The sequence below is a fragment of the Glaesserella sp. genome (assembly GCF_041814905.1).
In the GTDB taxonomy this organism is placed as follows: domain Bacteria; phylum Pseudomonadota; class Gammaproteobacteria; order Enterobacterales; family Pasteurellaceae; genus Glaesserella.
Genome location: NZ_JBGXYA010000021.1, coordinates 1 through 25519 on the forward strand (window position 1 = coordinate 1; position 25519 = coordinate 25519).

Here is a 25519-nt window from a genome sequence, read left to right on the forward strand (position 1 = left end):
CAAACTTAACCGTATTGGCAACTGCCATTACGAATACGACAACGCCGGGCGTTTAACTGAAAAAACCGAATACCGCGACGGCTTCCGCCACAAAACCACTTATTTCCACTGGAACGGCAACAATCAGCTGGAAAGTGTGACCAACGCACAGGGCGAAGTGTGGTACTATAAATACGACGCCCTCGGCAGACGAATTGAAAAAGCCTGCCCTGAACGCCATACGCGAACCGGTTACGTATGGGACGGCGACCAAATCGCTTACCAATACACGGAAAAGCAAGGTAAACGGGAAAGCCACCGCCACAGCGTGTTTAACGGTTGGGAGCTGATAGCCCAACAAGACGGTTACTTCAAACACGACCTGCGCACCAACGAAAAAACCTGGACGGAAGAAACCCATTACGCGGTCAGTCAGCCAAACGGACAAGTGCTGGCGCTATTTAACCCGCAGGGCAAACGCACCTGGCGCAAACAACCGACCAGCTTGTGGGGATTGCCGTTACTCAATCATTGGGAACGCAAACAAAGCGAGCCGATTAACCCGAATCTGCTGTTTGCGGGGCAATATTATGACGAAGAATCGAACCTAGCGTATAATCGTTTTCGTTATTACGACCCGCAGAGTGGAAACTACCTCACGTCAGACCCAATTGGGCTGAATGGGGGTGAAACGCCTTACGGGTATGTGCATAATCCGATGGGATGGGTGGATCCGTTTGGGTTGGCAAAATGTCCTTCTAAGTATAGTCATTTAACCAGAGAACAACGTCAAGCTAGAATCAATGAATTAGCGGAAGCCAATGCTCATAGACGATTACAAGAAATGCAAGCACAAAATCCAAGATCACATTTCTTAGATAGGCATGGTGCTCAGACCACATTGCAACAACAGCAAGTGAGAGCTCAAACGGGGCTTAATCCTGAAGGTAGTCAAGGTCGAGTACCTCCAGCAGCAACTAGATTCTTATCTCATAGAGATCAACTGAATGCTATTCAGAGAGCTCAGACTATTTATAGACAAACTGGTAAACCTGCTCCAAGTGTTCGTTTTACATCAGTTGTTGGTGAAGGCTATAGAGGTACGCAGTATTTTCAAACCCAACAGGCTAAAGTAGTCTTTAGAGGAAGTGAAAATGATATAATTACTGCATTTCCTGAGTGAATTAATTTATTTTGAGGAATATATGATGTTTAAAATAAATATTTTATTAGATGATATTGATGATTATACCAAATATAAGTTTTATAAAATAAAAGAAAGGAATAAGGATTTTAAATTGGAGTATATTATATTGGAAGATTTATTCGTTTATTTTGATATAAATGTGGTAGATGATGAGCTCGTAAGTAAATTAGATTGTGGTGAGTTGGATTTTAACAATCAAAGCGACATAAGGATAATTTTTGATGAATATATAAAAAATATTTTTTTATCTTTTGGTGCTAAAAGACAAAAATTAATAATTGGCTCTTTGAAAAATCTAGTTCAAGATGGGGATTTTAATTTTTTATTGCTTGATGAAAATAAAATTTTTTATAATGAGATAAATAATATAGAATTTTTTATTAAAGAGACTATCAATTTACTTGAAAAATATCAAGAGGAAGATCAAAAATCTGTGACAGATTAAATTTTACGAGATGGCGATTCCCAAACATTTCAAATGCTAAACAATATGCAGAACAAACAAAAGATTTCCTTCATAACTGACCATTTCAAAGGACTGCCCGCAACAACACCTTAGAATTGAATACCTGTGGGATGGCGACCAGCTTGCCTTTATCCAAACCTTCAAACAGGGTAAACTCCACAGCCATCGGCACAGTGTGTTCCATGGTTGGCAGTTGATTGCGCAACAGGATTACTACAGCGAATTCACTCAAAACTACTTCGGCAACCACACCGAATGGAAGCATGAAACCAGCTATGCCATCACCCAACCGAACGGGCAGGTACTAGCCCTGTTCAACCCACAGGGTAAAAAGGTTTGGGCAAAGGAAAAAGGCACTCTTTGGGGTTTGTTATTCCCGAATGACTACCGCAAAACCAGCCCACTGGACCCACAACTGCTGTTTTCAGGGCAGTATTATGACGATGAAAGTGGGTTGGCGTATAACCGCTTCCACTATTACGACCCGCAGAGTGGAAATTACCTGTCCAGCGACCCGATTGGGCTGAATGGGGGTGAAACGCCTTATGGGTATGTGCATAATCCGATGGGTTCAATAGATCCTTTTGGTTTAACTAGCTATACCCCACCAGGTAAAAAGTCTTCCTATTTTGCAACAAGTAGAAAAGAAGCTTTGAATAAAGCAAAACGAGATGCAGGTATTCCGAAAACTCAACATCCATATAAAGTTGAGAAAGTTAACCTAAAAGATGGTTATGGAGATTTTGTACGAAAAAATAATGGAGAAAAAGTTACAGCTAGACAATATTATTACAAGAATAGTAAAGGTGATGATATTGTTATACAAGAACATAGCTTAGGTCATGCTAAAGCAGCAGCAGGAAAGGGAAAAGAGCCGCATTTTAATGTGAGACCAATAGATAATCTTGATACTGGTTATTATTTGGGTACATACGGACATTATAATTTCTAATTATGAGGATACTTATGAAACTACTGGACATTATTGAAAATAATACATTTATAGATAAGTTATACCCATATGATATTAATACTTTTTTTATACCAAAGATAAATATAAGCACTTTTAACGCAGGACATACAACATTCTTTTTTCATATAAAGGAAAAGCCAGCAATAAAAATTAACAAAAAAGGAGATTGGGGAAATGACTACTCAGTAGTTGTTCTAGAATTATCTGCAAATTTAAATGAATTAAACATAACAAATATACGTAATTTTAAATATGAAAAAATACATATAGAGTTCAAAGATAATATATTACTTCTTACACAAGAAGGGGATAATTTCTCTTTCAACTGTAAAATTGATGGAAAATTTTATTTTCAAGGATTATCTACTTATATGGAATGATAGTCTCCTCCGATAGCGCAAATATCCACACTTGCGCTTGGTTTTTTAACGTTAAAATCCTCTTAACTCACTAAAATACAAGCGGTCTGTTTTCACCTGAAATTTGCAAATTTCCAAGTGAAACTGACCGCTTGTTATTGACACTAACAACGTAACATAACGGTTAGATTGGGAACGCAAACAAAGCGAGCCGATTAACCCGAATCTGCTCTTTACCGGACAATACCTTGACGACGAAAGCGGCTTGGCGTATAACCGCTTACGCTATTCCGACCTGGAAAGCGGGAATTACCTGACCAGCGACCCGATAGGGTTAAATGGGGGTGAAACGCCTTATGGGTATGTGCATAATCCGATGGGATGGGTAGATCCGTTTGGGTTGGCTATTTGTTCCGCACGCTATGGACGCTATAAGGATTTAAGAAAAATTGGATATTCTGCAAAAGATGCAGCAAGGTTGTCTCGTAGTGCGCCAGATCAACTATTAAAAAATGGTAAGATCGATTATACAGAACTCCAAGATTGGGCTAGAGTAAATGGATTACAAAATTCTTGGCATCCTAACCCACAAAAATTCCCAACTGGAGGATTTAAATATCAAACAGGGCAATATAGTGCTCATGGACATGGAGCCAACCCTACCGCACAAGTTCAATATCCAGGTTCAAATGCAGCCATGGGACCTACGGTTAGTATTAAAGGTCCCCAAGGTAATTTGCGCACTGATGGAACTTGGGGAACTTTTAGTTCTGATCCTAATGGTGCACATATTCCACTTATAAATTCACCATTCTAAATAGAGGAACATATGCTAATAGATTTTCTATATAAAAAATTAATAAATTTACCTACTATTATTAATATAAATGATGAGATTTTTTTTATTAATGAGCTTCAAAAAGCAAATATAGATGACATAAAGATTAATATGGATAAATTTATTTCTATATTAGAGTTATTACAAACTTCACATCAAGAAAATGGGATATTTGAGGTTACATCTGAAAATGTAGATATTTTTTTTAATTTTGTTTTTTGGATTAAAGAAATTCAGGCTAAAACTGGATTTAATATAGATAAATATACGGACGGCTTTGATACAAATTTTGATGGAAGCCTAAAAATTTAAATATATTTTTCCTTTAATGGTACGAGTGTCTCATTCGTACCCCAAAAGTGCTCAATTTACTCCCAAAATACAAGCGGTCTGTTTTCACCTGGAATTTGCAAATTTCAAGTTAAAACTAACTTTGCCGAGCTGAATCGTCGTTATCAGTATGACAAAGCACTGAATACCACCGCGATTAACGATAAACACGAACAGCTCCGGTTTGTGTTGAATAAAAATAACCAAATTACCGTGGTGCGCAATCAACACGGCGAGCAGGAGCGTTATTGATACGACGAATGCGGCTATTTGACTTATCAGGCGCAGGCGGAAAACGGCTTTGTGCGTGACCCGTTCAGCCACGGTTATCATGAGCAACGCATGGTCGAGCATGCGGATGTTTACCAAACGGGGCATAAGCTTAATCGGATTAACGACCATCACTACACTTATGACAACGCAGGGCGTTTAAGCGAAAGCACACTGATTCAGCACGGCTTCCGCCAAAAGACGACCTATTACCGCTGGAACGGCAACAACCAGTTAGAAAGCCTGACTAATGCGCAGGGCGAGGTGTGGTATTACAAATACGACGCACTCGGGCGGCGAATTTCAAAGGACTGCCCGCAACAGCACCTTAGAATTGAATACCTGTGGGACGGCGACCAGCTTGCCTTTACCCAAACCTTCAAACGGGGTAAACTCCACAGCCATCGGCACAGTGTGTTCCACGGTTGGCAGTTGATTGCGCAACAGGATTACTACAGCGAGTTCACTCAAAACCACTTCGGCAACCACACCGAATGGAAGCATGAAACCAGCTATGCCATCACCCAACCGAACGGGCAGGTGCTAGCCCTATTCAACCCACAGGGTAAAAAGGTTTGGACAAAGGAAAAAGGCACGCTTTGGGGCTTGTTATTCCCGAATGACTACCGCAAAACCAGCCCACTGGACCCACAACTGCTGTTCTCAGGGCAATATTATGACGATGAAAGCGGCTTGGCGTATAACCGCTTCCGCTATTACGACCCGCAGAGTGGAAATTACCTGTCCAGCGATCCGATTGGGCTGAATGGGGGTGAAACGCCTTATGGGTATGTATTAAATACATTAGATTGGGGAGACCCATTAGGACTTGCTAATTGTAGGATGCCAGATTGGATGCCAACAAAACGTGGTTATCAAAGACATCATATAGTTCCTTATTCTTTGAGAAACCATCCGGCATTTAAAAGAACTGGATTAGATATAAATTCTGCTTTAAATTTAATATATCTACCTGTAGCTAAAGGAATTCATCCAACTAAATCAATTCACAGTGGATGGTCTACAGCACATAAAATATATAACAATAAAGTTGGAAAAATGCTTGATATTGCAGAAAAGCAGAATTGGGGAGCAGACAAGATCTTAGAACAAATTAGAGAAATAAGAAAAGGATTAAATACTGGTACAATAGGAGATTTAATTTAATGCTTTATGAAATCGAAATGAAAACTAAATATGGTGATGGTTATTTATCAATTAAAAGTGATAGAAGCAATAACTATGAAATTGATCCTGAATATCCAAATTTATACAAGGCTATTGGAAGAACTGATGTTTTAAGAAATTTAAATGGTCATTTTCTTTTTTCCAAAAAATTGAAGGAGATTCTATCTCATAATAGTGCATTTGAGTTTAGTAGTGTAAATATATTTTATAAAGAGGAATTAATTTCTGGTGACTATTATTTAGTAAAAATATTAAATAAAATAGAATTAATTGATTATGAAAATAGCACTATTAATGGTAATCCATTCTTTGATACAGTTGTTTTTAAACTCAATAACATTGCATCTAATGATCTTGTTGTTATGGATAAAGATAATGAGTGCTATATTTATTACACAGATAAGTTTCATGATCTTGTTATATCTAATAATATTGATATAGATTTAATAGAAGTGTTATAAGCATAAATATTCAAATAAAGTATAGACGGAAATAGTTATATTTTATTCCAAAAACTAACAAGCGGTACGTTTCTTAAAGAAATTTGCAAAATTTTTGTTGAAACTGACCGCTTATTTTTATGACACAGCCAGCACCACAGCGTGTTTAACGGTTGGGAATTGATTGCCCAACAAGACGGTTACTTCAAACACGACCTGCGCACCAACGAAAAAACGTGGACGGAAGAAACCCATTACGCGGTCAGCCAGCCAAACGGACAAGTGCTTGCGCTATTTAACCCGCAGGGCAAACCAAAGTCTCTTGCATACAACTATTCACCTTTTTATAAAGAATTAAGCGGCTCTTCTTTAGATATTTTGAAAAGTGGACTTCCTAAGAAACTTGATAATAATTACATATATTTCGGTGATAAATTTATTCAAAAGATAGAGAGATATGGGAAAACAGGTAAGCTAGCAGGAATCGACTACATCATTGAAAAGAAGGACAAAAGAAAAATTATTTCCGTTGATAATTTTAATGATATAGAAAAATATATTAAAGTATTATTTAACAATGGAGTTCCAACAGAAAGTTATAAAATAGATGATTGTGAAAATGGTTCTGCGACCATATATATATACAATAAAGAAAAAATATCTAAATCGCTATCTTTTTCCATGATTGATGGGCTTTCAATTAAAAATGAAACAATATATAACTATGATAAAGATGGCGTTCTAGATAATATACTTTCAATAGTAAATGGTCACCAAGGAATTATATATCAGAAATAATCCCACTATAGCGTAATCACCCTCTCTCGTACTCGGTTTTCTAAAGAAATCCTCTTCACTCACTAAAATACAAGCGATCTGTTTTCACCTGAAATTTGCAAATTTTCAAGTGAAATTGACCGCTTGTTATACTTTTTAAAATTTATTGTAGTCAGTAAAAAACGCACTAAGCATTGATATTAATCCTTAGTGCGTTTTTGATATAAATTATTTTAGCTTGTCATTTAAGACAATTAATCTTTTTTCTCGAAGGTATAAGCAAAAATCATAAATGAAAGCCAAGCAATAAGACCGCCGCCAATACTGGTTACTTGAGTTGAACCGGTTACGGCGAAAAGAATCGTTGTTACAATAAGTAAAACAGCGACAGCAACCCCGATACCTTTAGCTAAATTTAGCTTAGGTGAAATAGCTTTTTGACAATGAGGGCAAGTGGTTAAGTTTCTTGCATTAAGTAAAGATAAAACCGGAAGCTTTTTTTGGCAGTGCGGGCAAGTTGGGAGCATGATTTTTCCTTATATATTAATAAATGGATAAAGGGAAATAATTAATTTTAACGAATAGGTCAAAATTAAATATCGTAAAATATACATTAAGTATAACAAAAACAAATAAATAAGCAATGCACAATAAGTTTAGCAAATAATTTAGCTAATGATGTGACGAAATATCGTGCAAATATTTTTAGACTTATTTTTTCAAAAACAGATTCTGCGTGTTTTGATGAAACAGGAGGCAGATTAATCCGTTTATGCTATCATTAACCCATTCTACCAACATTCAAACTTTCTTATTGAACAGGTTGTTACCACATTCACGAGTTAACCTTATGCAAAATAATATTTTAACGATTTCTCAGCTCAACTATTCTGTAAAAAATAGACTAGAAGCAGAATTTGGTCATGTTTGGTTAATTGGAGAAATTTCTAATTTTAGTCAACCGGTTTCAGGTCATTGGTACTTAACGTTGAAAGACGATAGGGCACAAGTGCGTTGTGCGATGTTCCGTATGAAGAATATGCGGGTTAATTTCCGTCCTCAAAACGGTATGCAAGTGTTAGTTCGAGCCAGTGTCAGTTTGTTTGAACCGCGTGGAGATTATCAGGTTATTATTGATAGTATGCAGCCTGCCGGTGACGGTTTGTTGCAACAGCAATTTGAACGGCTAAAAATGAAATTAGCAGAAGAAGGGCTGTTTGCTCAGGAGAAGAAGAAACCGATTCCCTCTTTTGTTAAACGTGTCGGAATCATGACTTCGTCAAGCGGTGCGGCGTTGCAAGATATCTTAAACATTCTAAAACGTCGAGATCCCAGTTTGCACATTGTTATCTATCCGACTTTAGTACAGGGAAAAGAAGCCGCACAGGATATTGTGAATATGTTGCGAATTGCGAACCTGCGCCGTGAATGTGATGTGCTGATTGTCGGTCGGGGGGGCGGATCGTTGGAAGATCTTTGGTGTTTTAATGAAGAGAGTGTTGCTCGTGCTATATTTGATTCTCAAATTCCGATTATCAGTGCCGTCGGTCATGAGACCGATGTGACTATTGCCGATTTTGTCGCAGATTTGCGTGCACCAACCCCATCTGCGGCGGCAGAGCTGGTCAGTCGTGATCAACGGGAGCTTTATCGTCAGCTACAACATCAGGCAGATAAGGCGAGCATGGCATTTGATCGTTTATGGAGTGAAAAAGTAAGCCGTTTTGAACGATTAAAGTTACGTTTAAACGCACAGCACCCGATGCGCCAAGTACAGCAAAGGCAACAGCAATTAAGCCACGCGCACCATCGTATTGGGCAGGTTGTGGCGAATATGCTGTTTTACCGTACTCAGAAGCTGTTACAGCTCAAGCAGCGATTGCAGACACAGCATCCACAGCGTAATTTAACAAGACAACAACAGCAGCTAACGCTATTTCATAAGCGAATTATCCATCAGTTTGAGCAGCTTATGTTGCGTAAAACAGCGCATTGGGAAACCGTGGTGCAGCGTGTGGAACGTAATCCGTTGCCTCATTATTTGGCTCAGCACCGCCGTCGATGGGATAGTTTAGAACAACGTTTAACGTATTCGTTAGAGAAAAAAATGCAGCGGAGTCAGCAATCATTTCAGCAACTTTGTATGCAACTAGACAGTTTGAGTCCGCTTAAAGTCCTTTCAAGAGGGTATTCCGTCACACAAAATCAAGAAGGTAAAGCGTTGGTTTCCGTTGATAGGGTAGTGATCGGGGAATTGATCACCACCACCTTGGAAAAAGGGCGGTTAATTAGCCAAGTAATAGATAAACAGTCTTGATACAAGCGGTCTGTTTGCGCTAAAAATTTACAAATTTCTTTTCCTTTAAAAATAAATGCACTTGTTTCGTGAAAACAAGTGCATTTTTAGTTTCAAGCTGTTTATTACATTATAGTCGTCGGGGTATTATCTACCGGCAACGTGCTATTAACTGCAAGCGTTGTATATGATAATGAACCTACCGAGATATCGCTGAAGCCGGTATCTCCGCCCAATGAAAAGGTGGATGTGAGTACTTCTGCATAAGAAATATTGCTTGAGTCGTCATCCACATTCGGCTCTTTTAATTTTACTGCGTCAGAAACCTCATCTGGCATACTGGACGTTAAACTGTATTTGTTGGTTTTTAACGCATTTTTATCAACAATATTCACTCCTGCGTATCGACCGGTTAATAAAGCGATACTTGCTGGGTTTTGGTTTTGGTTATAAATCGTATTATTTTCAAGAATGAGATCCGATTTTTCTTTTCCTACCCCATTAATACGGAAAACTGCAGTATTAATTGAACCTTCTAACTCAAATACATTGTTTCGAATCGTATAGGTTTCTGCATTACCATAAACTTCAATCGCTTCCGCATCGTTGTTGGACGCTTGTTTCACCAAGACGATATTATCTTCAATATTGACAGAACCTCGAAGTGTCATTGCTTTATTTGGATCGACAACATTACGTTTGGTTGTTGCATTGTAGGTCATATACGCGGAATCTTGTACATAAATCGGTACACCGCCAGATACTTTATTTAGCACCGCCGTATTGTCGGAGACATTAATTGTGCCTGAGCCTAGTCCGCTAATACCATTGGTCTTAGTCGTATTATTTAATATACCGACAATGTAGCTTGCCGAATCGCTTTCTACAATCTGGTTATTACTAATGTCTAGTGTATAGTCGAGCAAGGCTTCTTGATTGCGGAACTCAATTCCGAAGGTTGCTGTTTTATATTTTGTGTTGACCAAACTTAAACCTTTGATGGTATTGTCGCTGATAATATAAGTTCCACCATCGGAAATTTTATGGCTATTCAGATTAATACCGTTGTTATTGGATGTAAGTTGGATAGCCGTATAGCTGTAATAATCACCACGAACCGAAGCCGCATTTCCTGCACCGAAGTCATCGACGGTTAAAACGAACGATGGATCTTGCACAATAGTGTTATTTTTAATCGTAACGTCATCCATAGTATAGTGGCGGTTATACACTGCGATACCGAATTGGCGGTCACCGATTGAGGTGTTCCCTTCTACGGTGATACGGTTTCCGTCATGGATATCTAATCCTTTACGATAGTTATGATCGGTGGTGTTATTGAGATATTTAATATCGTAGTTATAAGCTCCGGCACTGGCTGCAATACCATAACCTGTTCCGCCATCTTTAATGTGTCCGTTATAACTTGCAAGATTACCTTCTGCAGTAAAGTCTTTTTGATAGCCGAAGAGCAAACCGGCAACACGATTATCATGTAAATAACTATTAATTACTTTATTGCCTTCACCTAAAGGTAAATGCTGATAAGAGTCATCAATTTCGCCACTGCGGATAAGATTTACATAATTGTTGTTACCTGAGATATTTGGATCATCTTTAAGTGCATCACTGGATGTAAAATAGATACCGGCACGATTTGCTCCACTGACTTCAACACGTTGAATGGTAATATGATCAGAATCAGTTACAACGATTCCGTTGATTTTACCAAAATAACTGGAATTTTGGTCACTGTTAGCATAGAAACGGTAAAAGTCGCTTGCTTTTTTATGCAAATATTCTACTGATAAGTCACCAATAATTTTATCTTTCTGCCCTTTAATCAATATACCGGCATATTTGTCAACATTGTCCGTATTGGTATTTGAGTTAAAGATGTCATTCATTGCTTGCTCTTTATAGAACGTAATCAATGTTTTCGCAACAGTTTGTCCGTTGCTTGGGGCATCGGTTCCGTTAATCCGTCCATTTCCTTCCCCGAAAAGAGCCGTTACATTTGCATAGGTATTATCCCATACAATTTGATCGCTGATATATAGCTGTCCGCTTAATTTAACGGCGACACCTAGCTCATTAGCTTTGGATAAAGCGGCTTTAATTGCGGCAAGGCTATCTGTTTTACCTGTAGGATCCGTTCCAAAATCACTGGCTTTGATAAATTTTCCGTATTCGGAATGCAGGTAAATTGCCGGCGTTGAACCTGACGCTTTGCTAAAGACTACTTCGGTAGATATTTTGGCAGTAGTTGATGATTGTGAATTAAGTGAGGCAGTATCAAGGACAATAGCTGATTGAGGAATATCGCTACTTGCCACTTCTTCAGTTAATGAATCTACAGATGATACTTCTTCGTTAGGAACAAATATTTCGCTGTTCGTATTAATTGCGGGCATTTCTCCTACAGATGGCATTGTGCTAGTTTCTGAAGATGTTGCCACACTATCTAAAACCACGAATTCTTCCGCTTTTGCCTCAATGGAAGAGAAGGATATTGATGTCGCTTCTTCATCCTTAGCGACAGTTATTTCGTTGTCGATCAGATCAGAGGATAAGGGCGCCGATTCGCTTGCAGCAACACTATCAGTAATGTTGTCTGTTGCGTTCTCGGTTTTTGCCGTATTAGAAAGGATTAATTCACTGTTGGACTTATCTGCAGCAAATGTTGCTACTAAATTATCGCTATCCGCCGTTTTGGTTAGTGTTGTACCCGCAGCAGATGAACTACCACCACCTCCGGCAGATGCGCCTGCAATTAAGCCTAAACCAGCGATACCGCCTAATACTTTAAATAATGTGCTACCCATAAACCCACTGTCTGTTTCGGTTGCAGTTGCAACAGCAACTTGATCCGCTGTTAGTATATCACTTACTGATTTAACGGTAGATACCTGTAAGTCGTTAATAGTTCCGTGATGAAGATAATATTCTTCAATAACGATGTCCGGTTGCGGGGTATTGTTGTCTTTTGTGCTAATGTAAAGATCATCTCCAACACGTTGAAAGGTGAGATCTTCGATTTTTTCGCCTGTTTCTAAATCCGTTAACTGATAATTAACGTCTTTTAGTGCTTTTAAACGTAACGCATTTCTTGCAGTTTTAGGCTGTGTGTAACTACTCATCTGGGGTGCACCATTCGTGGTTGAATTGGCAGCAACACTAATTCCATATTTTTCCATATGTTTGTCTCCTTTTAAAAGTTTTGTAGTAGTTAATGGTCATTGTGAAAGATTTTTGATAGTTTTTAACGATTAATAATAATTATTTGCTATAAATTTATTGTGATTTACGCTTCTTATGTGAATATTGGTAATTAAGCGTAAATTTAAATCAATTGTTGACAAATTAACTTACAAAAAATTTACTAAAAATTGTATACGATTGCAAATTTTTTATGTATTCTTGACATTGTTTTCAATAAAAAAGTGCATGGAGGTCATTTTTTATGCAAAATTTACATTATATCAAGTTGTTAGCTCTTGTTTTTACGTTTTTTAGTGGTTTTGTAAATGCAAATTCTCTTAAATCACTTTTACAAAGTACTTTACAGACAGCTCCTGAAATTTTAGAAGCAGAAGCCAATGTTGACGCTTCTTCAAACCGGACTGAGCAAGCAAAGGCTGGACATTGGCCAATTGTTTCAGTAACCGGAAATAGCATTCTTAATCAGTACCACAGAAACAGCTCTGACAGTAAAAGTAGATTTACTCCGGGGGTTAAGGCTGAGATGAATTTATATGCTTTCGGAGCAATTGATAAAGAAATCGAAAGAAATGTGAAGGAAGAGGAGTTCTATCAACAAAAATACGTTTCAACTCAAGAAGAGTTGGCGTATACGGTTTCTCAACTTTATTTACAAGCATTAAATCTTAAAAATGCGATTAAAGTGATGAAAGACAGTTTAGCCAGACATAAAAGTATTCTAGGTAGTATTGATGTCATCATTGACAATGATGGTGGTCGTTTGTCGGAGTATGTGCAAGTTGAAGCGCGTATGCTCGCGGTTGAACAAAATATCAATCGCTATAACAAACAGTTAGCGACTACGTTAAATTCATTATCAAAGTACAGTAACAGTAAAATTACAGAAAAAAGCTTGAAAGATCCTTTTCTGGGCTTAACCGATAATTTGCTACAGCAAAAATATACCAATAAAGATAAATCGCAAAATCCATCATATAAAGCACAACAAGCAGAGCTTGAAGCTAAGCGTTTAGCTGTCGAAGCGCAGAGTAAAAAAGATTTACCTAAAGTTAATTTGGTCGGTTATGCCACCAGAGATGATCATTATATCGGTGTCGAGGTTTCGTGGGATATTGTTAATAGAGGCAGTCGTTACTCGGTACAAGAAAAAGAAATTGAAGCCTATGCGGCGCGTCAACGTTTAGATCGCCTATCACGTGATATTGACGAAATTTCACAACAGTCTCTGATTAACATTAAAGAAAGCCGTGCACAGCTTAAGACATTGAAATCACAGATCAAAGCATCTGCGAAAGTTGTTGATTTTTATCAAATGCAATTTGATATTGCTCGTCGTACTTTACTGGATGTTCTTAATGCCGAACGTGATTTAGCTGAAGTTGAGTTGGCTCATGTTAATGCCGAATCGGATCTTTCAATGGGCATTTTAGACTACTTATATTCACAAGGTGCGATAGCGACTTGGTTAAACAGTAAATAGTAAATAAAAGGATGTAACAGACTATGAAACTGATTATTGAACATTTATCAACAATGACCCGACTGCTCGGGGCACATCTCCCTAGCGCAACATTAACCGCACATGCAACACGGACGGATAGTATGGGGATTAATTTTCGTTCATTATCTGAATATTTACAGAGTGAAGGATTTAGTAACACCCTATCTAAACGTGCATTAAACGAAATTCCGCAGCTATCGGTTCCGGTATTACTCTTCTTAAAGAATGAAGAAGCGGCATTGATTACTGAAATTCAAACCGATGAAAACGGACTACGCCAGTATAAATTGCATCATCCGGATAATGTTACCCAATGGGTGAGCGCAGAAGAGTTAAGTAAGACTTACTTAGGTACTTGCTGGTTTGTTAAACCGCGTGAAAGTATAGATACCCGTTCTGAATTACCGGAATATCAAATGCCGAAAGCGTGGTTTTTTAAGGTGATTTGGCGCTTTAAGAAATACTACTACCAAGTTATTCTTTCAACCTTTGTCATTAACTTTTTGGCTTTAGTCAGCTCATTATATGTAATGAATGTGTATGACCGTGTTATTCCGAACAAAGCGTATCAAACACTTTGGGTACTAAGCATAGGTGTCGTTTTGGCGATTATATTTGAGTTTATTGCCAAAATGATGCGGGCTTATTTAACGGATATTGCCGGTAAAAAAGCAGATTTAATCATCAGTTCTGCACTATTTCGACGGGTAATGGGATTGAAATTACAAGAACGCCCGGCATCATCTGGTTCTTATGCCAATAATTTGCGTGATTTTGAGTCGGTACGTGAATTTATGACGAGTGCAAGTTTATTAACTTTAGTGGATTTACCTTTTTTATTGCTGTTTGTGACGGTAATTTGGATGATTGGCGGTCCGTTAGCTTGGGTGCCGATGTTGATTATTCCAACCGTATTGATCGTTAGCTTAGCAGCACAAATTCCACTTTCCCGTTATATCAATGAGTCGATGCGTGAATCTTCACAACGTCAAGGTTTGGCGGTTGAAGCTATTGAGGGGATTGAAACCTTAAAAACCAATAATGCAATGAGTTGGGCGCAAAAGCGTTGGGATTTTTTCACTGCTAAATCGTCCGCTTCGTCAATTAAAGTGAAAAATATGAGTAACTTTGTGACGAATTTTACAACAGCAATGCAACAACTCAACACGGTATTTCTTGTCGTTGTGGGGACCTATCTGATTCACAGCGAATCACCGGAGAACAAAATTACGATGGGGGCGCTAATTGCATCGGTCATTTTATCAGGTAGAGCCTTAGCACCTTTAGGGCAAATTGCCGGTTTGGCGGTACGTTTCCAACAAGCTTGGTTAGCACTGAAAGGGGTAAATGGCATTATTGCACGTCCGATAGAGCGTGATACGGAACGTCGTTACATTAATTTAACCGATGTAAAAGGGCTGCTTCAATTTGAGAACACGGCGTTCTCTTATAGCAAAGAAAAAGAATTTATTCGTAATTTGAATATCACCATCAGACCGGGTGAAAAAGTCGGCATTTTAGGCAAAATCGGTAGCGGAAAATCCACGATCTTAAAGTTAGCTTCCGGCCTATATGAACCACTTAACGGCAATGTTACATTGGATAATATCGATTTACGCCAAATTGATCCGACATTGCTGCGTAATCAGGTACTTATGTTTGAACAAAATCCTCGTTTATTTCTCGGCACATTGCGTGAAAATCTGGAATTGTCTCAGATGGATAATTTTGCCGATGATCATGTTTTACTAGAGGCATTAACCCGTTTTGATTTGCTGGAATTAATTCGCAAACATCCGCGTGGTTTGGATATGCCGTTAGGGGAGAATGGGCTTGGTTTATCCGGTGGTCAAAAACAGATTATCGCACTTGCCAGAATGACAATGCGTTCACCTAAAGTGGCGTTATTGGATGAACCGACAACCGGTTTAGATACTGTCACTGAAAATCGTGCATTAAAAGCGATTGCAGGGTGGGCAAAGGACAAAACGCTTGTGGTAGTCACTCATAGACCACAAGTTTTACAAATTGTAGAGCGAATTATTGTGATGGATAACGGTAATGTCGTCATGGATGGTCCGCGGGATGAAGTGATCAAACGATTGTCCCAAAATGATAAATCTAAAAAAGCAGAATAAATCATCATGGAGGTAATAAAATGGAGACAAAAATGAGCGACGCTAAGATAGGAATGGTTGAACGCGTGAAAAATAAAGACTTAAAACTGTTAACGGATCTAAACGCAGCATTACAACAAGAGAGTCACAAATCGATATTTTTTAATATCACTTTGCTTTTTACCTTACTTGTTGCTTTCGTCGTTTGGGCTTATCACAGCCCAATCGAAGAAGTAACCAGAGGGCAAGGCAGTATCATCCCAAATAGCCGCGAACAAGTTATTCAAAGCTTGGATCCGGGGATTTTAAGTGAAATGTTAGTCAAAGAGGGCGATGTCGTTGAAAAAGGGCAGGTTTTATTAAAGTTGGACGATACCAGGAGTACCGCCATTTTACGTGAAAGCCAAGCCAAGGTAGAAAACCTGACTGCACAAGTGACACGTTTAAAAGCAGAAGCCTATGGTTTACCGTTGGAATTTCCGAATGAAGTTGCCGAGGAGCTACAAAAACGCGAAACAGCCATTTATCAAAGCAGAAAACAAGCAATGGAGCAATCGATTCAAGGTTTGGTTAGAAGCAAAAATCTACTGGAAAAGGAAGTCCGTATTGTTACACCTGTCGTTGCCAGAGGCGCGATGTCTGAAGTTGAGTTGCTCAAAATTAAACGACAAATCAGCGATTTGCAGTTACAAATTGTGGAGCGCCAAAATAAATATATCACGGATGCCAGTTTAGAGCTTACCAAGCTTGAAGCGGAATTATTCCAAGCCAGAGAAAATATGGCAATGCGAGCGGATCCGGTAGAACGTGCTTTTATCCGCTCACCGCTAAAAGGTATTGTTAAAAACATCCGAATTAATACTATCGGTGGGGTTATTAATGCCGGACAGGATATTATGGAGATCGTTCCGGTTGAAGATGCATTATTGGTTGAAGCTTATATCAGCCCAAGTGATGTCGCCTATGTGACACCGGGAATGCCGGCAGTGGTAAAATTAACGGCTTACGATTATGCTATTTACGGCGGTTTGAATGGGGTTGTCACATTACTCAGCCCGGACACGTTACAGGATAAAAAACGTGCGAGCGATTTAAAATTAAATGCCAACGAAGCTTTTTATCGTGTTTTGGTTCGTACGGATTCTAATAATTTAACGGATAAAAACGGAAAATCATTACCGATTATTCCGGGCATGATCGCTTCAGTCGATATTAAAACCGGCGAGAAAACGGTTTTTCAATATTTAGTTAAGCCAATTACCCGAATGAAGCAAGCGTTGCATGAACGTTAATTTGCAAATTTTCGGCTAAAACAGACCGCTTGTAACAAGCTTCACCTAACTGAGGAGTGGGTTAGGAAGAAGAGATACAAGCGGTCTGTTTGCGCAATAAATTTGCAAATCGATTATTCCGGACGCATACCTAATGTGTGGCAAATCGCATAGCTCAATTCGGAACGATTAAGCGTATAGAAATGGAAATCTTTTACTCCTTCTTTTGAAAGAATTTTCACCATATCCATCGCGATGCTTGCCCCCACGAGGTTACGTGTCGTTTGATCATCATCTAAACCTTGATACATTTTAGTCATCCAGCCTGGAATTTTCACATTGGTAATTTGGGCCATTTTTTCGAGTTGCTTGAAGTTGGAAACAGGCAGGATACCCGGCACAATTTCCACATCAATGCCGATAGTAGCACAGCGGTCACGGAAACGTAAGTAACTGTCGATATCAAAGAAAAACTGAGTAATAGCGCGGTTTGCTCCGGCATCAATTTTTTGCTTAAGATAAAGCAGATCCGATTGCGCTGATTTTGCTTCAGGATGAACTTCCGGATACGCAGCGACAGAAATTTCAAAATCCGCCACGTCTTTTAATAACGTGACCAAGTCTGAGGCATAAAACGGCTTTTTATCATAACCTGGCGGTTCATCACCACGTAACGCAACAATATGACGGATTCCGCTATCCCAATAATCTTTCGCAATCTGACGCAATTCATCCGGAGTTGCATCAATTCCGGTTAAATGAGGAGCGGCAATAATACCGGTTTCTTGTTGAATACTTTTCACAATCGAGTGAGTACGATTACGTTCACCTGAATTAGCGCCATAAGTGACAGAAACAAATTTCGGTTTGAGTACTTTAAGTCGGTGGATAGAATCCCACAATAAGGTTTCCATTTTTTCGTTTTTAGGCGGGAAAAATTCAAAAGAAACATTAATTTTGCCATTTAAGTCGGCAACACTTTGATTTAAAAGATCGATTTCTTTGGCGTAACTCATGGAGTCCTCTAGCATATTCGAATTTATGATTTTTGTGATGTTTAATTTGCACACTGCGCGTCTTTTTAGACGTTTAGATGGCTAAACTTTAAAGAGGAACGAATATGATGTCAATGATAATATTTTCATTTTTATATGAATTGCTTTAATACTTCTGTAAACAAAGCCGATCATAATCAATGCGACTGGGCTGGTAAGAGATCGTGCTAACTCGATGATTTTCACGATATTCGGTTGTACAATCACTTGCCTATCCTGTATTTTGAGCGTATTTTTAATATTCAGCAGCTATAGAGAAGAGAATTTTGTGATATTGTTAACAAATTGTAAAAATTTATAATGGTGTTGCTTGTTGTTTTTTTCTTCTTTGTTATGATTACCACCTACTTTTAACATTTATACCTATTATTTTTTTGAAGCGGAGATTGTTATTATGTCATTTCTAGCAGAATACCGAGCACTGGTTGAAGAACGTGCAAAACAAGGTATCGTGCCATTGCCATTAAATGCCGAGCAAACAGCGCAGCTCGTTGAATTACTGAAATCCCCACCACCTGATGAAGCACAATTCTTATTAGACTTGTTTGAAAACAGAATCCCAGCAGGTGTTGATGAAGCGGCTTATGTAAAAGCTTCATTCTTATCGGCTTTAGTGAAAGGTGATGTAGTCTCTCCGCTGGTTTCTCCACAATATGCAGTGAAGTTATTAGGAACAATGCAAGGAGGCTACAATATCGAACCGCTACTCAATGCGTTAGATAATCCGAACCTTGCTCCGCTCGCTGTTGAAGCGCTTTCCTATACACTATTAATGTTCGATAACTTTCACGATGTTACCGAAAAAGCCCAAAAAGGTAATCCTTACGCTAAACAAATTTTAGAATCCTGGGCAAATGCCGATTGGTTCTTATCCCGCCCTAAACTTGCCGAAAAAATTACCTTAACCGTGTTTAAAGTGACCGGTGAAACCAATACCGACGATCTCTCACCGGCACAAGATGCTTGGTCTCGCCCCGATATTCCATTGCATGTACTTGCGATGTTGAAAAATGAACGTGAAGGAATTGTACCTGACGAACCCGGAGTAATTGGTCCGATGAAACAAATTGAAAGCTTGAAAGAGAAAGGTTTTCCGCTTGTTTATGTAGGGGATGTTGTCGGTACGGGATCTTCACGTAAATCGGCAACGAACTCGGTGCTTTGGTTAATGGGTGATGACATTCCTTATATCCCGAATAAACGGGGTGGCGGTGTCGTTTTAGGCGGTAAAATTGCGCCGATTTTCTTTAATACGATGGAAGATGCGGGCTCATTACCGATTGAAGTGGATGTCAGTAAATTAGCAATGGGCGATGTTATTGACCTTTATCCTTATGCAGGCAAAATTTGTAAACATGGCACAGACGAAGTATTGGCAGAATTTAGTTTAAAAACCGATGTATTATTGGACGAAGTTCGTGCAGGTGGTCGTATCCCATTGATTATCGGTCGTGGTTTAACTCATAAGGCTCGTGTTGAACTCGGTTTACCTGAAAGTGAGGTGTTCGTAAAACCACAATCAGAAGTCGTTACAAGTAAAGGTTATACCCTTGCTCAAAAAATGGTGGGTAGAGCTTGTGGTGTAGAAGGCATCCGTCCGGGGCAATACTGCGAACCGCGTATGACGAGTGTAGGTTCACAGGATACAACCGGTCCGATGACCCGTGATGAGTTGAAAGATTTGGCTTGTTTAGGTTTCTCTTCAGATTTGGTTATGCAATCATTCTGCCACACCGCAGCTTATCCAAAGCCGGTTGATGTGGTTACACACCATACATTACCGGACTTTATTATGAATCGTGGTGGTGTTTCATTACGTCCGGGGGACGGTGTAATTCACTCATGGTTAAACCGTATGCTATTACCGGATACAGTTGGTACCGGCGGTGACTCTCATACCCGTTTCCCGATAGGTATTTCTTTTCCTGCCGGTTCTGGTTTAGTTGCATTTGCCGCAGCGACAGGAGTTATGCCACTCGATATGCCTGAATCGGTACTGGTTCGCTTTAAAGGTGAATTACAACCGGGTATTACCTTACGTGATTTAGTTCATGCTATTCCGTATTATGCAATTCAACAAGGTTTGTTAACGGTTGAAAAAGCAGGTAAGAAAAATATCTTCTCAGGTCGTATTTTAGAAATTGAAGGCTTAGAACATTTGAAAGTAGAGCAGGCGTTTGAGCTTTCAGATGCTTCCGCAGAACGTTCTGCAGCGGCTTGTTCAATTAAATTGGATAAAGAACCGGTAATTGAATATCTCAAGTCTAATATTGTTTTACTTAAATGGATGATTTCTGAAGGTTATGGTGATGTCCGCACCTTAGAACGTCGAATTCGTGCGATGGAAGCGTGGTTAGAGGATCCACAGCTGCTTGAAGCAGACGCTGATGCAGAGTATGCAGCAATAATTGAAATTGATTTAGCTGAGATTAAAGAACCTATTGTTTGTGCGCCGAATGATCCTGATGATGCTCGTAAACTATCTGAAGTACAAGGCGATAAAGTTGACGAAGTCTTTATCGGTTCTTGCATGACAAATATCGGTCATTTCCGCGCAGCAGGCAAATTGTTAAATCAAAGCCAAAGCATGATTCCAACCCGTTTATGGATTGCGCCGCCAACAAAAATGGATGCTTCTTTATTAACTGAAGAAGGCTATTACAGTATTTATGGTAAGAGCGGTGCGAGAATCGAAGTACCGGGATGTTCACTCTGTATGGGTAACCAAGCTCGTGTGGCAGACGGTGCGACAGTTGTTTCAACTTCGACACGAAACTTCCCTAACCGTATGGGTAAAGGTGCGTTCGTTTACCTTGCTTCCGCCGAACTTTCAGCGGTTTGTGCTTTATTAGGAAGAATACCGAGTCCGGAAGAATATCTACAATATGTCCATAGTTTAGATAATGATAAAGATGACACTTATCGTTATATGAACTTTAATGAAATTAACAGTTATACAGAGAAAGCGGACAGTTTAATTTTCAAAACTGTAGCGTGATCAGCGAGACAAGTTTCACATAATACAAATATACAGGAGAAAGCTCTCTATGCCAAAACTACACCCAACACTCACTGCGGAATTACAACTGAGCGATGGTCGTAAATTTAAATTACCGGTTTATCAAAGTAATCTTGGTTACGATGCGATTGGTGTTGAAGCGTTACAGAAGGAACATCTGTTTACTTATGACCAAGGTCTGACATCAACGGCATTATGCGAATCAAGTATTACTTATATCGATGGAGAACAAGGTATTTTGCTACACCGTGGTTATCCGATTGATGAGTTAGCCCGTAAAAAAACTTACTTAGATACCGCCTATTTATTGCTTGAAGGTGAGCTACCGACACCGGAACAACGTGCGGAATTCAAAAAAGAGATTACTGCACACTATATGGTGAATGAGCAGTTTACTCGTTTATTCCAAGGTTTCCGTCGCGATTCCCATCCAATGGCAATTATGGCGGCGGCAAGTAGCGCATTAGCAGCATTCTATAATGACTTAGATAGCGATAACCACGAACATCGTCAGAAAACAGCGATTCGTTTATTAGCTAAAATGCCGACTTTAGCGGCAATGTGCTACAAATATAATATTGGTCGTCCGTTTATGTACCCGCAAAATAATCTATCTTATGCGGGGAACTTCCTCTATATGATGTTTGCAACGCCATGTGAACCATATGTGGTAAACCCTGTGGTTGAACGTGCAATGGACAGAATTTTTACCTTACACGCAGACCATGAACAAAATGCTTCAACGTCTGCCGTACGCGGCGTTGCTTCATCCGGACCTAATCCGTTCGCGTGTATTGCAGCGGGGATTGCTTCCCTTTGGGGACCGGCACACGGTGGTGCGAATGAAGCTTGTATCAAAATGCTACAAGAAATCGGTTCCGTTGATCGTATTCCTGAATATATTGCACGTGCTAAAGACAAAAACGACCCGTTCCGTTTAATGGGCTTTGGACACCGTGTTTATAAGAACTACGATCCGCGTGCTAAAGTGATGAGAGAAACTTGTCACGAAGTATTAAAAGAACTGGGGGTAAACACTCCATTATTAGAAGTAGCAATGGAATTGGAACGCATTGCATTAAGTGACCCATACTTCATTGAACGCAAACTATACCCGAATGTAGATTTCTACTCTGGTATTATCTTACAAGCGGTAGGAATTCCGACTTCTATGTTTACTGTTATCTTTGCTCTTGCACGTACAGTAGGCTGGATTGCAAACTGGAAAGAGTTATACGAAGAAAGTCTGAAAATTGTTCGTCCGCGCCAAATCTATACAGGTTATACGGAAAGACATATTGAAGATTAATCCCGCATAAACAGATGTAAAAAGGAATAGCCGATAAGCTATTCCTTTTGTTTTAACAGTACATCAGTATTAAGCCGGGTTATCAATATCAATAAATTCAACGGCTAAGCCGTATTCTTGCGCCAGCCACTCCCCCAGTGCTTTTATACCGTCCCGTTCCGTTGCATGGTGTCCGCAGGCGAAATAATAGATACCTTGTTCTCGTGCGGAATGGGTGGTTTGTTCAGAGATTTCACCGCTAATAAAAGCATCACAGCCTTTTTGATAAGCTAAGTCAATATAACCTTGACCACCGCCGGTGCAGATACCAACGCGCTTAATTAATTTTTGGGGATATTCATCCGTAAATTCATCACATAAAATAACGTGGCGACGTAACGCTTTTTCTAACCTTTGCTGAAGATCTTGGGCGGAAATCGGTGTATCTAATTCGCCAAACACAGGGATAGAATTCGGATGATCTTCCAAACCCTGTAGCGAGGTGATGCCAATATGTTTGGCTAATAGCGCGTTATTGCCCAGCTCAGGGTGCATATCAAGTGGAAGATGGTATCCATATAAATTGATATCGTTAATTAACAATTGTTTGATGCGTTTACCTTTCATTCCGCGAATGCACGGATTTTCATTTTTCCAAAAATAGCCGTGATGCACAATTATTGCATCTGCCTGCTTGGCGATAGCTTGTTCGATAAGCGGACGCGTTGCGGTCACGCCGGTGATAATTTTACGAATTTGTTGACGCCCCTCAACCTGTAGGCCATTCGGTGCATAGTCTGAAACTGCTTTGCTATTCAGTTTTTCATCTAAAATATGTTCAAGTGCTAAGTTAGTTAACATTGTGGGTTCCTTTGATTACAAGCGGTGTGTTTTCGGCAGAAATTTGCAAAATTTCCCTGGAAACTCACCGCTTGTCTGTATAAATATTTGTATTATTCTTGGGCTAACGCAGTAATCGGATTGAGCTGAGAGGCATTGCGGGCCGGAATATAGCCGAAAATGATACCGATAAGCGTAGAGCAAAGTACGGCAATGATCACCGATGACATCGATAGCACCATTTTAAAGTCCGTTCCCCAATAGTTAAAGCTCAAAATAATAGCGGTAGCCAGCAGAATACCGATTATACCGCCGAGTAAACAAATCAAAATGGCTTCAATCAGAAATTGTTGCAAAATGTTGTACTGTTTTGCACCGATTGCCATTCGTACACCGATCTCTTTGGTACGTTCCGTCACGGAAACCAACATAATATTCATGACTCCAATACCGCCGACAATCAACGAAATCAGCGCAATAGAAGAGATGAGCAGTGTCATTGTATTTGTGGTGCTTTCAATCGTTTGTTTGATGGTATCGGTATTCATCACGAAGAAATCTTTTTTGCCGTGGCGGGCGGTTAAAAGTTCAGTCAAGCTTTTTTCTGCGGTTTGACTTTCTACATCGCTTTTGATTTTTACCGTAATCGAGTCGATTTTCTTTTCACCGGAAATCCGCTGCATCAGCGTTGTATAAGGTATCCACAAATTCAGGTTAGACTGCATTGTATTTTGCTGTTCGGCGATTCCGATGATTTCCAGCGGCTTTTTATCCACTAAAATCACTTCACCGATAGGTGATTCCAAGCCTAAACCTTTTTGTGTATTCGGATCAATCACAGCAACTTGAGCGGCATTTCTTACTTCTTCTGCCGTAAATAAACGACCTGAAAGTAGGGTTACCCCCCGTACATCAAAATATTGTTCACCCACACCACTGACTTGCCCGGTGACGGCGGTATTTCCGAAAATAACGGTGCCGCTATGAGAGCTATTTGGTGTTGCACTTTCGACATAGCTTTGCTGTGCAAGGGTCTCAACATCACTGATGGTTAGATTTTTGGTTAAATTTGCCCGTCGATCACCAAAGCCGGTACCGTTATATATACTCATCGTATTGGTACCCAAATTATTGATATTAGAAAGAATTTGTTCTTGAGAACCTTTACCGAGCGCGACGACCGAAATCACGGAAGTAATACCGATAATAATCCCGAGCATCGTTAATAACGCCCTCAATTTATGCGCCATAATCGCACTAATCGCCATTTTGAAGGATTCATAGAGTTGGTCTAGGAAACGCGGCTTTTTGCTTTCTCTGTTGAGCGTATTACTTTTATCCGAAAGCGGTTTTTGTCGTTCATCACGGATAATTTCACCGTCTTTGATCTCAATAATTCGCTGTGCGTGAGCGGCAATGTTCGGGTCGTGGGTAACTAAAATGAGCGTATGTCCTTCACGATGAAGATCTTGGAGAATTTGTAGCACGGTTTCACCGCTGTGAGAGTCTAATGCGCCGGTCGGTTCATCGGCAAGAATAATATCGCCGCCGTTCATTAATGCTCGGGCGATACTGACGCGTTGTTGTTGTCCGCCGGAAAGTTGGTTCGGTTTATTTTCTGTTTTATCGTTTAAACCTAACTTGTCCAATAATGTTTTGGCACGATCTAAACGGGCCGAGGTTTCAACACCGGCATAAATGGCAGGCAGCGCAACGTTTTCTACCGCAGAAAGGGTAGGCAAAAGATTATAACGCTGGAAAATAAAACCGAATTTGCGCTGACGGAGGTCAGAAAGTTGGTCTGAACTGAGGCTTTGGGTTTCCACTCCGTCTATTTTGTAGGAACCTGAACTAGCAGTATCTAAGCAACCCAGAATATTCATTAATGTGGATTTACCCGATCCGGAAGCTCCGATAATGGCGACAAAATCGCCTTGCTCTATCGTCAATTTGATATTTTTGAGAATATGGGCGGGTGATTCCGCACTGCCTACATATTTATTGAGATTTGAAATGTCGATCAGTTTCATAAGTTCGAGGTATGAGTAAAATTATGAGTGCGAAGATGGAATGTTGACATTGA

General features: G+C 39.6%; 20 protein-coding genes. 15 read left to right on the forward strand and 5 right to left on the reverse strand.

Features of this window, described 5'->3' with window-relative positions; translation table 11 throughout:
* The 9 genes from ACEYJ7_RS03065 to ACEYJ7_RS03105 form a co-directional block, all read left to right on the forward strand.
* Nucleotides 1-1162 (forward strand): RHS repeat domain-containing protein (locus tag ACEYJ7_RS03065; RefSeq protein WP_373777551.1); only part of this gene is annotated, 1162 nt, incomplete at its 5' end.
* A gap of 22 nt (nucleotides 1163-1184) precedes the next feature.
* Nucleotides 1185-1631 carry a hypothetical protein gene (locus tag ACEYJ7_RS03070; RefSeq protein ID WP_373777552.1) on the forward strand — a complete coding sequence of 149 codons (447 nt, stop codon included), beginning with the start codon at nucleotides 1185-1187 and terminating at the stop codon, nucleotides 1629-1631.
* A 196-nt stretch (nucleotides 1632-1827) separates the two neighbouring features.
* Nucleotides 1828-2604, forward strand: a complete 777-nt coding sequence (locus tag ACEYJ7_RS03075) for an HNH/endonuclease VII fold putative polymorphic toxin (protein WP_373777553.1) — start codon at nucleotides 1828-1830, stop codon at nucleotides 2602-2604.
* A 14-nt stretch (nucleotides 2605-2618) separates the two neighbouring features.
* Nucleotides 2619-3005 (forward strand): hypothetical protein, encoded by a 387-nt coding sequence (locus ACEYJ7_RS03080; protein WP_373777554.1) that lies wholly within the window; start codon nucleotides 2619-2621, stop codon nucleotides 3003-3005.
* 205 nt (nucleotides 3006-3210) lie between these two features.
* A complete protein-coding gene (locus ACEYJ7_RS03085) occupies nucleotides 3211-3801 on the forward strand; it encodes an RHS repeat-associated core domain-containing protein (RefSeq protein ID WP_373777646.1) in 591 nt (196 codons plus the stop codon).
* 12 nt (nucleotides 3802-3813) lie between these two features.
* On the forward strand, nucleotides 3814-4134 hold the full coding sequence (locus tag ACEYJ7_RS03090; protein ID WP_373777555.1) for a hypothetical protein: 321 nt from the start codon (nucleotides 3814-3816) through the stop codon (nucleotides 4132-4134).
* 288 nt (nucleotides 4135-4422) lie between these two features.
* Nucleotides 4423-5589 (forward strand): RHS repeat-associated core domain-containing protein, encoded by a 1167-nt coding sequence (locus ACEYJ7_RS03095; protein WP_373777556.1) that lies wholly within the window; start codon nucleotides 4423-4425, stop codon nucleotides 5587-5589.
* Nucleotides 5589-6071, forward strand: coding sequence for an imm11 family protein (locus ACEYJ7_RS03100; protein WP_373777557.1), 483 nt, complete (start codon nucleotides 5589-5591; stop codon nucleotides 6069-6071). The genes ACEYJ7_RS03095 and ACEYJ7_RS03100 overlap by 1 nt, the downstream gene beginning before the upstream one ends.
* A 141-nt stretch (nucleotides 6072-6212) precedes the next feature.
* Nucleotides 6213-6848 carry a hypothetical protein gene (locus tag ACEYJ7_RS03105; RefSeq protein WP_373777558.1) on the forward strand — a complete coding sequence of 212 codons (636 nt, stop codon included), beginning with the start codon at nucleotides 6213-6215 and terminating at the stop codon, nucleotides 6846-6848.
* Between the two features lie 233 nt (nucleotides 6849-7081).
* On the opposite strand, the gene ACEYJ7_RS03110 is transcribed toward ACEYJ7_RS03105, so the two are convergent.
* Nucleotides 7082-7354: a hypothetical protein gene (locus tag ACEYJ7_RS03110; RefSeq protein WP_373777559.1), complete on the reverse strand. Its 273-nt coding sequence runs from the start codon at nucleotides 7352-7354 to the stop codon at nucleotides 7082-7084.
* A gap of 323 nt (nucleotides 7355-7677) precedes the next feature.
* Between ACEYJ7_RS03110 and xseA the strand changes: the two genes are divergently transcribed.
* On the forward strand, nucleotides 7678-9144 hold the full coding sequence (gene xseA, locus ACEYJ7_RS03115) for an exodeoxyribonuclease VII large subunit (RefSeq protein WP_373777560.1): 1467 nt from the start codon (nucleotides 7678-7680) through the stop codon (nucleotides 9142-9144).
* Nucleotides 9145-9248: 104 nt separating this feature from the next.
* Here the strand turns inward: xseA and ACEYJ7_RS03120 are convergent, their stop codons facing one another.
* A complete protein-coding gene (locus ACEYJ7_RS03120) occupies nucleotides 9249-12263 on the reverse strand; it encodes a right-handed parallel beta-helix repeat-containing protein (RefSeq protein ID WP_373777561.1) in 3015 nt (1004 codons plus the stop codon).
* 323 nt (nucleotides 12264-12586) lie between these two features.
* Between ACEYJ7_RS03120 and ACEYJ7_RS03125 the strand changes: the two genes are divergently transcribed.
* The 3 genes from ACEYJ7_RS03125 to ACEYJ7_RS03135 are packed head-to-tail and all read left to right on the forward strand — an operon-like array spanning nucleotide 12587 to nucleotide 17255.
* Nucleotides 12587-13825: a TolC family protein gene (locus tag ACEYJ7_RS03125; RefSeq protein WP_373777562.1), complete on the forward strand. Its 1239-nt coding sequence runs from the start codon at nucleotides 12587-12589 to the stop codon at nucleotides 13823-13825.
* A 23-nt stretch (nucleotides 13826-13848) separates the two neighbouring features.
* Nucleotides 13849-15984 carry a type I secretion system permease/ATPase gene (locus ACEYJ7_RS03130; RefSeq protein ID WP_373777563.1) on the forward strand — a complete coding sequence of 712 codons (2136 nt, stop codon included), beginning with the start codon at nucleotides 13849-13851 and terminating at the stop codon, nucleotides 15982-15984.
* 32 nt (nucleotides 15985-16016) lie between these two features.
* The gene (locus tag ACEYJ7_RS03135; protein WP_373777564.1) at nucleotides 16017-17255 is read left to right on the forward strand and encodes an HlyD family type I secretion periplasmic adaptor subunit; all 1239 of its coding nucleotides are present in this window, start codon (nucleotides 16017-16019) and stop codon (nucleotides 17253-17255) included.
* A 113-nt stretch (nucleotides 17256-17368) separates the two neighbouring features.
* Here the strand turns inward: ACEYJ7_RS03135 and metF are convergent, their stop codons facing one another.
* The gene (gene metF, locus ACEYJ7_RS03140; RefSeq protein WP_373777565.1) at nucleotides 17369-18250 is read right to left on the reverse strand and encodes a methylenetetrahydrofolate reductase; all 882 of its coding nucleotides are present in this window, start codon (nucleotides 18248-18250) and stop codon (nucleotides 17369-17371) included.
* Between the two features lie 433 nt (nucleotides 18251-18683).
* Between metF and acnB the strand changes: the two genes are divergently transcribed.
* Together acnB and ACEYJ7_RS03150 are read left to right on the forward strand one after the other, a co-directional pair.
* Complete coding sequence (acnB, locus tag ACEYJ7_RS03145; protein WP_373777566.1) at nucleotides 18684-21287, forward strand: bifunctional aconitate hydratase 2/2-methylisocitrate dehydratase; 2604 nt, start codon at nucleotides 18684-18686, stop codon at nucleotides 21285-21287.
* 49 nt (nucleotides 21288-21336) lie between these two features.
* Nucleotides 21337-22617: a citrate synthase gene (locus ACEYJ7_RS03150; RefSeq protein ID WP_373777567.1), complete on the forward strand. Its 1281-nt coding sequence runs from the start codon at nucleotides 21337-21339 to the stop codon at nucleotides 22615-22617.
* Between the two features lie 69 nt (nucleotides 22618-22686).
* On the opposite strand, the gene ACEYJ7_RS03155 is transcribed toward ACEYJ7_RS03150, so the two are convergent.
* Both ACEYJ7_RS03155 and ACEYJ7_RS03160 read right to left on the reverse strand, forming a co-directional pair.
* Nucleotides 22687-23457: a Nif3-like dinuclear metal center hexameric protein gene (locus tag ACEYJ7_RS03155; RefSeq protein ID WP_373777568.1), complete on the reverse strand. Its 771-nt coding sequence runs from the start codon at nucleotides 23455-23457 to the stop codon at nucleotides 22687-22689.
* Nucleotides 23458-23549: 92 nt separating this feature from the next.
* Complete coding sequence (locus ACEYJ7_RS03160; protein WP_373777569.1) at nucleotides 23550-25466, reverse strand: MacB family efflux pump subunit; 1917 nt, start codon at nucleotides 25464-25466, stop codon at nucleotides 23550-23552.
* Nucleotides 25467-25519: the final 53 nt, after the last annotated feature.

Excerpts from the sequence above, each read along its gene's own strand:
- ACEYJ7_RS03125 (WP_373777562.1), top strand. The coding sequence starts at position 12,587 with ATGCAAAATTTACATTATATCAAGTTGTTAGCTCTTGTTTTTACGTTT.
- ACEYJ7_RS03090 (WP_373777555.1), top strand. The coding sequence starts at position 3,814 with ATGCTAATAGATTTTCTATATAAAAAATTAATAAATTTACCTACTATT.
- ACEYJ7_RS03110 (WP_373777559.1), bottom strand. The coding sequence starts at position 7,354 with ATGCTCCCAACTTGCCCGCACTGCCAAAAAAAGCTTCCGGTTTTATCT.
- ACEYJ7_RS03080 (WP_373777554.1), top strand. The coding sequence starts at position 2,619 with ATGAAACTACTGGACATTATTGAAAATAATACATTTATAGATAAGTTA.
- ACEYJ7_RS03160 (WP_373777569.1), bottom strand. The coding sequence starts at position 25,466 with ATGAAACTGATCGACATTTCAAATCTCAATAAATATGTAGGCAGTGCG.
- ACEYJ7_RS03155 (WP_373777568.1), bottom strand. The coding sequence starts at position 23,457 with ATGTTAACTAACTTAGCACTTGAACATATTTTAGATGAAAAACTGAAT.
- ACEYJ7_RS03120 (WP_373777561.1), bottom strand. The coding sequence starts at position 12,263 with ATGAGTAGTTACACACAGCCTAAAACTGCAAGAAATGCGTTACGTTTA.
- acnB (WP_373777566.1), top strand. The coding sequence starts at position 18,684 with ATGTCATTTCTAGCAGAATACCGAGCACTGGTTGAAGAACGTGCAAAA.
- ACEYJ7_RS03100 (WP_373777557.1), top strand. The coding sequence starts at position 5,589 with ATGCTTTATGAAATCGAAATGAAAACTAAATATGGTGATGGTTATTTA.
- xseA (WP_373777560.1), top strand. The coding sequence starts at position 7,678 with ATGCAAAATAATATTTTAACGATTTCTCAGCTCAACTATTCTGTAAAA.
- ACEYJ7_RS03135 (WP_373777564.1), top strand. The coding sequence starts at position 16,017 with ATGAGCGACGCTAAGATAGGAATGGTTGAACGCGTGAAAAATAAAGAC.
- ACEYJ7_RS03130 (WP_373777563.1), top strand. The coding sequence starts at position 13,849 with ATGAAACTGATTATTGAACATTTATCAACAATGACCCGACTGCTCGGG.
- ACEYJ7_RS03070 (WP_373777552.1), top strand. The coding sequence starts at position 1,185 with ATGATGTTTAAAATAAATATTTTATTAGATGATATTGATGATTATACC.
- metF (WP_373777565.1), bottom strand. The coding sequence starts at position 18,250 with ATGAGTTACGCCAAAGAAATCGATCTTTTAAATCAAAGTGTTGCCGAC.
- ACEYJ7_RS03150 (WP_373777567.1), top strand. The coding sequence starts at position 21,337 with ATGCCAAAACTACACCCAACACTCACTGCGGAATTACAACTGAGCGAT.